The organism is Roseovarius aestuarii, assembly GCF_019966515.1.
GTDB classification, from domain to species: domain Bacteria; phylum Pseudomonadota; class Alphaproteobacteria; order Rhodobacterales; family Rhodobacteraceae; genus Roseovarius; species Roseovarius aestuarii.
This window is the reverse complement of the sequence record NZ_JAIMIB010000028.1, coordinates 21,706-31,345: the sequence shown is the minus strand read 5'-3', so window position 1 is coordinate 31,345 and position 9,640 is coordinate 21,706. Positions and strand designations below refer to the sequence as shown.

The following is a 9,640-nucleotide window of genomic DNA, read 5'->3' as shown; positions in this document are numbered from 1 at the left end:
CTTGTCAGATTTGTCAACGCGGGCCATCCCGCCCCGCACAACCCTAACACCTTGGCCCGCATCAAAAAATCTTAGACAAAGGAGCCTTTTAATTCGAACGCCCAATTATTGTTGCGCGCATATTTCAATGCCTGCACCAGAGCGAAACCACACTCCAAGTTCCTCGAATGCTGGGGCTTCTTGACGAAGCGCAGCATCTATGCGTTGTGGAATTGCCCTTATCTCGAATTCAGAAATTTCTGCAAATTCGATGAAGGATATCTTTGCAAAACGAGCCTCTGCATAGTCAAGAGCGTTCAATGCCGCCTTTCGAACTCTGGGGACAACAACTGCCTCTCGACCTATGATATGGAACTTTTCCAAATCGGAAATACGCCAGTAAACTGATATTTTGACTATGCATCCGCCATCAAACCATGAGCTCTCAACCTCCTCGTTCCGTGTTGAAAAAGTGTTTTCGATCGAAACAGTGTCAAGGAAGGGCACGCAACTGTGTAGTCCGGGACCTACCTTGCGTTTTATGTTTCCGCTTCTATCAAAAACAAGAGCTTCATTCTCTGGGTGAACAACGAAGAAACCGCATTTATCAGATGCTGTTTGCGCCGCAGCAAACAATGGAAGCGCCGTCAATACCGCCATCAAGACAAGAATGCGCAAAACCTTATACTCCCGCAGTTTCTCTTTCTCAGAAATTGCTCTCTATGCAGCACAGAGGGGAAGCAGCCGCAATGTCGAAAGGCCAAATTAGATGAATTTCCATCTCGCCTAAGCTACCGACCAATTTCTGCTTTGGGCTCAAAACGGACGCTGAGATAGCATCTCCCTGTCAATTCACTTTGCCCGACTGAATCAAGTGTGTTGACACTGTGCTGCAGTGCAGTATAAGCGTGCATTCATTGGTGTTGGTGGCCCCCGCGAGGGGATGCCTGTCAGGAAAAATCCAGAGGACAACGCCCTTCATATGTTGCGGTTTGACCGGAACAGGGGATCACCCAAGGGTCATTCATATCGCAGGCGCGATTGCAGCCCGAAAAGTGGGAACCGGTTTTCGGAAAAAGCTGCAATGCCACTAAAGAAGGAGATCAGCCGTGACAAAACGCACGTCTGCCAAGTACAAAATCGACCGCCGGATGGGCGAAAACATCTGGGGTCGTCCGAAATCCCCGGTCAACCGTCGTGAATATGGCCCCGGCCAGCATGGTCAGCGCCGCAAGGGCAAAATCAGCGACTTCGGTCTGCAGCTGCGCGCCAAGCAGAAGCTGAAAGGCTACTACGGTGACCTGACCGAGAAGCAGTTCAAGCGCGTCTATGCCGAAGCCGCCCGGGTAAAAGGTGATACCGGCGAGAACCTGATTGGCCTGCTCGAGCGTCGTCTAGATGCGGTTGTCTACCGCGCCAAATTCGTCGCCACCATGTTTGCCGCACGTCAGTTCGTGAACCACGGCCATGTCCGTGTGAATGGCAAGAAGGTCAATATCCCCTCCTACCGCGTGAAAGAGGGTGACGTGATCGAAGTGCGCGACCGCTCGAAGCAAATGGCAGTTCTGCTTGAAGCCACGCAACTGGCCGAGCGTGACGTGCCTGACTACATCGACGCCGATCATTCGAAGATGGTTGCAACTTTCGTCCGCACTCCGGGTCTGAGCGACGTGCCCTATCCGGTGATGATGGAACCGAACCTCGTCATCGAATTCTACGCGCAGAACTAAGCTTAGCCACATTCTGCCAGGGGCCGCGACGGGAAACCGCCGCGGCCCTTTTCGTTTGGTGCTGGTCAAGTCCAGACGCCATCGCTAGAAAACGCCACGGGAGGCCGATTAATGACTGTCATCACGCCCCAGCCGGGCATCATGGATATCGAACTGTACCAGGGTGGTGCGGCGCATATTGACGGCGTCAGCAACGTGGTCAAGCTCAGCTCGAACGAGAACCCCTTTGGGCCGTCTGACGCGGTAAAAGAAGCCTTCCGCAAAGTGGCGTTCGATCTACACCGCTATCCGTCGACTGATCACGCAGCGTTGCGCGAGGCGATTGGCGAGGTGCAGGGCGTTGATCCTGCGAGGGTTGTATGCGGTGTGGGTAGCGACGAGATTATCGCTTTTCTGTGTCAGGCCTATGCCGGTCCGGGTGACGAGGTGATCCACACCGAGCACGGCTTTGCCATGTACCGGATTTCGACGCTGGCCAATGGCGGTACGCCGGTTGAAGTGCCCGAGAGGGGCCGCGTTACCGATGTGGATGCGATCCTGTCGGCCTGTAACGACGCGACCCGTCTGGTCTTCATCGCCAACCCCAACAACCCCACCGGCACGATGATTGGCGAGGCCGAGATGGCGCGTCTGGCAGACGGTCTGCCGCCGCAGGCGCTGCTGGTGATTGACGGGGCCTATGCGGAATATGTCGAAGGCTATGATGGCGGGGCAGGGCTGGTGGATAGCCGCCAGAACGTCGTGATGACGCGCACCTTTTCCAAACTCTATGGTCTGGGTGGTTTGCGCGTAGGCTGGGGATACGGGCCACAACATGTGGTTGATGTCCTCAACCGGATGCGGGGGCCGTTCAACCTCTCGAACGCGGCGCTGGCTGCCGCCGAAGCCGCCGTGCGCGATACCGCCTGGGCGGATAAATGCCGCAACGAGAACACACGTATGCGCCATTGGCTGGCCGAGGCGCTTGCCGGCCATGGGGTCGTATCCGACACATCGCTTGCCAACTTCATCCTCGCGCGTTTCGCGGATCAGGCCGAGGCCGAAGCCTGCGACGCGCATCTGAAATCTCAGGGGCTGATCGTGCGCAAGGTGGCGGGCTACAACCTGCCCAACTGCTTGCGTATCACCGTGGGCGACGAACCAAGCTGCCGCCGCGTTGCCCACGCTGTTGGTCAGTTCATGGGGGATGAGGTATGAGCGTGATCTACGGCCGCGTGGCGCTGATCGGGCTGGGCCTGATAGCTTCGTCCATGTTCTGGGCGATGAAACGTGGCGGGCTGGCGGGCGAAGTGACCGGTTATGCGCGCTCGGCCGAGACCCGCGAAACGGCCCGTGAGATCGGGTTGTGTGATCGCGTGTGCGACAGCGCCGCCGAGGCCGTCGACGGCGCCGATCTGGTGGTGCTTTGTGTGCCAGTGGGCGCCATGGGCGCGGTGGCGCAAGAGATCGCCCCGGCGCTGAAACCCGGCGCTACGGTCAGTGATGTCGGATCGGTCAAGAAAGCCGTGATCAGCGCAGTTGCGCCGCATCTGCCCCAAGGCGTGCATTTCGTGCCCGCTCACCCGATGGCCGGGACCGAACATTCCGGCCCCACCTCGGGGTTTGCCGAACTGTTCGACAATAAATACTGCCTGATTGTGCCCGTCACCGGCAGCGATCGTGCCGCTGTAAACCGGCTTGAAAGCCTGTGGCACGCCCTGGGATCGAAAACCGATGAGATGGACGCGGATCACCATGATCTGGTCTGTGCCGTCACCAGCCACGCACCCCATCTGATTGCCTACACGATGGTGGGGGTCGCTGATGACATTCGCCGGGTAACAGACAGCGAGGTGATCAAATATTCCGCCGCAGGATTTCGCGATTTTACGCGGATCGCCGCCAGTGACCCAACCATGTGGCGCGATGTGTTTCTGTCGAACAAGGATGCGACGCTGGAAATTCTGGGTCGGTTCACCGAGGAGTTGTTTGCCCTGCAAAAAGCCATTCGCGATGGCGATGGCGATCACTTGCATGAGTATTTCACCCGGACCCGCGCGATCCGTAAAGGTATCATCGATGCGGGTCAGGATACCGATGCCCCCGATTTTGGCCGTGGAAAGGTTTGACCGATGCGTTTGTTGGTGCTGATCACTCTGGTTCTTGCGTCCTGTTCTTCCTCAAGCCATGCGCCGGGCACGCCGACGCGCGGCGCGGTCTGCGGCGATCCGGCCATTCAGGGCATGTCGGTTGGCCGGGTACCGGGCAAGATCAGAGGCTGCGGTCTGGACAATGCCGTCCAGATCAGTGCAATCGGAGGTGTGGCGCTGAGCCAGCAATCGGTGATGGATTGCCGGACCGCCAAGACGCTGAAATCCTGGATCAATGGCGGTATGAAGCCAGCGGTCGGCAAGCAGGGCGGCGGTGTCGTGCGCCTGCAGGTTGCCGCGCACTATGCCTGCCGGACGCGCAACAGCCGCAAGGGCGCCAGGATATCGGAACATGGCAAGGGGCGAGCGATTGATATTTCCGCCTTTACGCTGCGTGACGGCAGCAAGATCTCAGTGTTGAAACATTGGGGCAGCGGTAAAAAAGGGCGCATCCTGAAGAAGATGCACCGGAGCGCCTGTGGTAAGTTCGGCACGGTTTTGGGCCCGAATTCTGATCGGCACCATCGCGATCATTTCCATTTTGATACAGCGCGGCATCGTGGCGGGTCGTATTGCAGATAAACTATTTGCGGTGCAGCATTTGGCCTAAAGCGGACCTTGTGCCTTTGAAATACTGAGCCGCGCGATTGCCAGACCGCGGGGTGGTGACCAGACCTTTGTGGAATGCGCTTTATCACAGCCAAGTCATTGAAAGATAAGAACGTTGCACAACCTCTCCAAATCGCCATCCCTTGCGGGCGGTCTGGCAATCGCGCGGCGGCCCTGCGGGCCTTGATTCCGCGCGCGGTTGGCACTCGAATGGCAGCTCAAGGCCATCATCTGATCAAATCACTTTTCAATGTACTTCGGATTTACTAGCGGATTACCAGCACCGGTGCCGGGCCGATGGGCACCGGTCCGAGGAGCATTCGACCGTTGCGGAAATCCAGCGGAATATCCAGCGTCTTGGCGCTGCCCGACAGGCTGGCGACAAGTCCAAGCGCATCTTCCAGCGTGTCACCAAGGCTCGCAGGAATGGCACCCGAGCTGACCGCGAGCTGCAGGATCTCGCGCCAGTTCTTCGCCTTGACGGTGATCTGGCCCCGGGGCTGCCCGCCATCGCCCACCGTCAGTTCTCCGGCCAGTTGCAGATCAAGCTGACCCCAGCGGGCCTGCGCCAGCTTCAGGTGGATCTGGCGTGGTTGCGGACGGGCAATCTCGATCGCGGACCGGTTCCAAGGCTTGTCGAATGTGACGGTCAGGTCGGCGCTCAGCGCTTCAAACGTGTCGGGCAATGTGCCACCCGGATCAATCCGCTGGACCCAGGGGGTCGAAGGCTTCAGCCCGTCTGCCGAGAGACCAAGACGATAGGTGGCCTCCGTGTCCTCAATCCGTTCGACGGCAAGCGCGAGCGCTTCAATACTGCTCGGGTCCGGAGTGTCAGATGGGGTGACGACCAGCTTGTCGGCCGTCAGGGTGGTGCGTGTCAGCGCAAGCTGCGGATCGGGTTCCAGCACCAGGCTGGCGCGCATGTCTTGGCTGCGCAGACGATACTTGCCCAGCGGTGTTGCGATCATTTGCTGTTTTGGCCAGACCGCGATGACGTGGTTGGGCTGATAGCTCAGAGCGAGGATCTGGAAAAACGGCGCCTGCCAGGCCAGCCCGGTATTCGGGTCGGCCAGCGACAGATCGGTGAAACTTGCATCAAACCGGTTGGGAAAACCCTGAACACTTAGATCGCCGTAATCCGCGGCCCATCCTTCGGTGCGCCGCGCGTCAAACCAGCTCTCGAAGCCACGTTTCGACCCCTCTGACCCGACCAGCCAATAACCCGACCAACCAATCGCGGCCAGCAAGATAAGCGTCAGCAGAAATCTCATGTTTACAGAGCCCCTTTCATGCCCGTTGGCTTTGGTGTTTATAGGGTAAAAAGCACGAGGAACAACGATATGACAATGTGGGTTTTCGGCTATGGCTCGCTGGTGTGGAACCCCGGTTTCGACCTGCGTGAAAAGGTCATCGCCACGCTGCCCGGATATCATCGCAGTTTCTGTATGCGATCCATTCACCACCGTGGCACCGATGAAAACCCCGGCCTGGTGCTGGCCTTGGACGAGGACGCGCATTCGACCTGCCTAGGGGTTGCGCTGGCCGTTGCCGACGGGGCCGAGGACGCCACGCTTGACTATCTGCGCGAGCGCGAGCTGATCTCCTCGGCCTATCTTGAGAAACATCTGGAAATCCGGCTGGCCGATGGCCGCCATGTCGAGGCGGTGACCTATGTGGTCGATCCCCATCATGTGCAATATTGCGGCGGCTTGGCGCTGGAGGAGCAGGCGCGGATCATATCGCAGGCGACGGGCGGGCGCGGGCCGAATGACGAATATCTCTACAATACCGCCGCACATCTGAGCGAGCTTGGCATTCATGACAACGACCTTGAGTGGCTGACCGCCCGGGTGCGTGCCCTACGCGCATAAATCCTTGGCTTGATTGTCGCATGCCGGTAGGGTGCGGACCAACAAGAACCAGTGTCGGGAGCGTCCAGATGGACCAGCCGGACCGCGAGGTCGAGCCGCAGTTTTCACATCCCGTCCGCCAGATCATCTTGATGCTGGTGGTTCTGGGCCTCACTGGGGCGGGTGCGTTTCTGGCCCTGCCACGGGTGCTGCCCGTTTTCCAGGCCAACCCGTGGCTGAACGGATTTATCATCTTTGTCTTCGTGATTGGGGTTCTGGCTTGTTTTTGGCAGGTGTTCCAGCTGATCGGCTCGGTTCGCTGGATCGAAGGCTTTGCCGCGCAACGCCCGGGGCATCAGTTTATAAAGGCACCGCTATTGCTGGCGCCGCTTGCGGCGTTGCTGGGTCAGCGCGGCAAGCGCATGCAGGTTGCATCAACCTCCGCACGCTCGATCCTGGATTCGGTTGCACAGCGGATCGACGAGGCGCGCGAAATCACGCGATATATCGTCAACATGCTGATTTTTCTTGGCCTTTTGGGCACGTTCTACGGCCTGGCCACCACGGTTCCGGCTGTTGTCGACACCATCCGCTCGCTTGCCCCGCAAGAGGGCGAAGGCGGTGTCGAGGTCTTCAACCGCCTGATGACCGGGCTTGAGGCGCAGCTTGGCGGCATGGGCGTCGCCTTTGCCTCGTCACTGCTGGGACTTGCCGGCTCGCTTGTCGTCGGCCTGCTGGAGCTTTTTGCAGGGCACGGGCAGAACCGGTTTTACCGCGAGCTTGAGGAATGGATGTCGACCATTACGCGGGTCGGGTTTACCGCGGGCGATGGCGAAGGCAGCCTGGAACAGCACATGCTGGTAAATGTTGTCGATCACATGGCCGAGCAGATGGAATCGCTGCAAATGGTGATAACGCAGTCGGATGTCAGCCGGTCGATGATCGACGACAAACTGGGTGTCCTGGCGGATTCCATCGGACGTTTGACCGAGAAGCTGGAGACGCAGGCAGATGGCAATACAGGCGATACGGCACTGTTGCGTCTGGCCGAAAGTCAGGAGCGGCTGATCGAGAAACTGGTCGAGCGTGGCGACGAAGGAATTGATGCCGAAAGCCGGATGCGGTTGCGCTCGATCGACGTGCAGATGTTGCGCATTCTCGAAGAAATCAGCGCCGGACGCCAGGAAAGCATGACCGAGTTGCGCACCGATCTGGCGGCGCTGACGCGCGTACTGGAACAGACCCGAGGCGGCAACAGCGGGTCGGGGGAGGGCTAGGCAATGGCCCTCTCGCGGCGTACCGGTGCGCGGTTTCAGGCGTCGATTTGGCCCGGTTTCGTAGATGCTATGACGGGCCTTCTGCTGGTTCTGATGTTCGTGCTGACCATCTTCATGGTGGTGCAGTTCGTGCTGCGCGAAACCATCAGTGGGCAGGAGTCAAAGCTGGACGCACTCTCTGCTGAGGTTGCGGCGCTGGCGCAGGCGTTGGGGCTAGAGCAGGATCGTAGCGCTTCGTTTGAAACCCGCGTTGGCGAGTTGACGGCGACGCTAAGCGCGGCGCGCCAGCAGGAAGAAGCGCAGGCGGCTCAGATCGCCTCTTTCGAAGAACAGGTGGCCGGGCTTCTGGCTCAACGCGATAAGTCAATTGGCCAGATAGCAGACCTTGAAGGGGCACGCGACGCGTTGATCTCCGAGAGGGAGGCGCTGCAACTGGCATTGGCCGGTTTACGCGACGAAGTCGATGCCCAGGCCGAAGCGGCGCGGCTGTCAGCTGCGCGGCGGGCGGCGCTTGACGCGCTGGTAGCCGATCTGCGCCGCCGCAACACTGAGACGCAGGAGGCACTTGGCGGACAGGTCGCCGCGCTTGAGGCGGAGTTGAGTGAAGCAGAAAAGACCCGGCTGGCCGAGGCGGCAGCGGCTCAGGCCCTGCGCGAAAAGCTGCAGAGCGCCGAGGCGGAGCTGACCGCAATGACGCTGGCGCTGGAGGAACAACGGCGTCAGGCCGAAGAGACCCTGGCCATGCTGGCGGCGGCCCGGACGGCGGGCGACGATCTGGATATTCAACTTGCTGCGGCACTGCTGGCTCAGGAAGGCGCGCAGACCTCCCTGATTGCGGCGCAGGATGCGCTGAATCTGCGCGAATCTGAACTTACCGAACTGCGCGGACGGCTGAGCGCGCTTGAGGCAGAGGCGGTCGCAAATGATACGGCTGCTGCTGACCAAGCGGCGGCAAATGAAGTGCGGATCGCCGAGCTTGACGCGTCATTGACGGCCTCGCAGGCCGAGTTGAAAGCGACACAGAAACGTCTGGCCGAAGCCCTTGCTGCCCAACAATCGGTGCAGGCGGAGGCCTTGGACGCTGAAGAGGTCCGCAAGCAACTGGCGGCGGCACTGGCGGCGAAACTGGCCGCGGAGAGTGAGGCCGGGGCCAATCTGACCAGGGCTGAGGAGCGCGCCGCGCTGCTGGCGCAGACGCAGGCGGAACTTTCTGACCAGCAGGAGATTGCAACCGAAGCACAGCGCCAGCAGGCGCTTCTGAACCGCCAGGTGGCGGCGCTACGCGAGCAGTTGTCGGGGTTGCAGGGATTGCTGGACGATGCCAAGGCGCGCGAGGCCGCAGCGGATATCCAGTTGCAGACCCTGGGGCGTGACCTGAATACCGCGCTGGCACGGGTGGCTGCCGAAGAGCGGCGCGCGCGCGAGCTGGAAGAGGAAAAGCGGCTGCTCCAGGAAGAACGGCTCAGGCTGCTGGAGGCCGAGAAGCAGGATCTTGAGCGCTACCGGTCCGAGTTCTTCGGGCGTCTGCGCGATGTACTGGGCGCGCAGGAAGGCGTGCGGATCGTGGGCGACAGGTTCGTCTTTTCCTCTGAAGTTCTGTTTCCGCCCGGAGAGGCACGCCTGTCGTCCGAGGGACAGATCGAGATCGCCAAGGTCACCGATATTCTTGGCAATGTGGCGAATGAAATCCCCCAGGAAATCGACTGGGTGCTGCAGGTGGATGGGCATACTGATGACGTGCCGGTGGGTGTGAATGCCCGCTTCCGGGACAATTGGGAGCTAAGCCAGGCACGCGCGCTTTCGGTAGTGCGGTACATGATTGACGTCCTGGGCATGCCGCCGGATCGCCTGTCGGCCAACGGCTTCGGACAGTATCAACCCATAAACCCAGCAGATTCAGATGAGGCACGGGCGCAGAACCGGCGGATTGAACTGAAGTTCACGGGAAAATAATCATAATTGAAACGCTATAAGGCTTTGCTTCTTTGTAGGCGCCGGGCGTGAGAACGGTAACACGCCACGCCTTCCAGATAGCGCGTCGCCCGTGTTTTTCACACTCACGGGCG

9 protein-coding genes are annotated in these 9,640 nt (G+C 59.8%); 7 read left to right on the top strand and 2 right to left on the bottom strand.

Features of this window, described 5'->3' with window-relative positions; translation table 11 throughout:
* Window positions 1–105: 105 nt before the first annotated feature.
* The gene (locus tag LC334_RS21365; RefSeq protein WP_139836548.1) at window positions 106–657 is read right to left on the bottom strand and encodes an SPFH domain-containing protein; all 552 of its coding nucleotides are present in this window, start codon (window positions 655–657) and stop codon (window positions 106–108) included.
* A 431-nt stretch (window positions 658–1,088) separates the two neighbouring features.
* Between LC334_RS21365 and rpsD the strand changes: the two genes are divergently transcribed.
* The 4 genes from rpsD to LC334_RS21345 all read left to right on the top strand — a co-directional run bounded on the left by rpsD (window position 1,089) and on the right by LC334_RS21345 (window position 4,420).
* Window positions 1,089–1,709 carry a 30S ribosomal protein S4 gene (rpsD, locus tag LC334_RS21360; RefSeq protein ID WP_085802413.1) on the top strand — a complete coding sequence of 207 codons (621 nt, stop codon included), beginning with the start codon at window positions 1,089–1,091 and terminating at the stop codon, window positions 1,707–1,709.
* Window positions 1,710–1,820: 111 nt separating this feature from the next.
* Window positions 1,821–2,906, top strand: a complete 1,086-nt coding sequence (gene hisC / locus LC334_RS21355) for a histidinol-phosphate transaminase (RefSeq protein ID WP_085802414.1) — start codon at window positions 1,821–1,823, stop codon at window positions 2,904–2,906.
* On the top strand, window positions 2,903–3,817 hold the full coding sequence (locus LC334_RS21350; protein ID WP_085802415.1) for a prephenate/arogenate dehydrogenase family protein: 915 nt from the start codon (window positions 2,903–2,905) through the stop codon (window positions 3,815–3,817). Before hisC ends, LC334_RS21350 begins: the two co-directional genes overlap by 4 nt.
* Window positions 3,818–3,820: 3 nt before the next feature.
* Window positions 3,821–4,420, top strand: coding sequence for an extensin-like domain-containing protein (locus tag LC334_RS21345; RefSeq protein WP_085802416.1), 600 nt, complete (start codon window positions 3,821–3,823; stop codon window positions 4,418–4,420).
* A gap of 293 nt (window positions 4,421–4,713) precedes the next feature.
* On the opposite strand, the gene LC334_RS21340 is transcribed toward LC334_RS21345, so the two are convergent.
* Window positions 4,714–5,718 carry a DUF2125 domain-containing protein gene (locus tag LC334_RS21340; RefSeq protein WP_085802418.1) on the bottom strand — a complete coding sequence of 335 codons (1,005 nt, stop codon included), beginning with the start codon at window positions 5,716–5,718 and terminating at the stop codon, window positions 4,714–4,716.
* A 69-nt stretch (window positions 5,719–5,787) separates the two neighbouring features.
* On the opposite strand from LC334_RS21340, the gene LC334_RS21335 reads away from it, so the two are divergent.
* The 3 genes from LC334_RS21335 to LC334_RS21325 all read left to right on the top strand — a co-directional run bounded on the left by LC334_RS21335 (window position 5,788) and on the right by LC334_RS21325 (window position 9,527).
* Complete coding sequence (locus LC334_RS21335; RefSeq protein ID WP_085802419.1) at window positions 5,788–6,318, top strand: gamma-glutamylcyclotransferase; 531 nt, start codon at window positions 5,788–5,790, stop codon at window positions 6,316–6,318.
* 68 nt (window positions 6,319–6,386) lie between these two features.
* Window positions 6,387–7,574, top strand: coding sequence for a biopolymer transporter ExbB (locus LC334_RS21330; protein WP_085802420.1), 1,188 nt, complete (start codon window positions 6,387–6,389; stop codon window positions 7,572–7,574).
* Between the two features lie 3 nt (window positions 7,575–7,577).
* Entirely contained in the window at window positions 7,578–9,527 is a 1,950-nt protein-coding gene (locus LC334_RS21325) for a peptidoglycan -binding protein (RefSeq protein WP_085802421.1), read from the top strand.
* Window positions 9,528–9,640 lie beyond the last annotated feature (113 nt).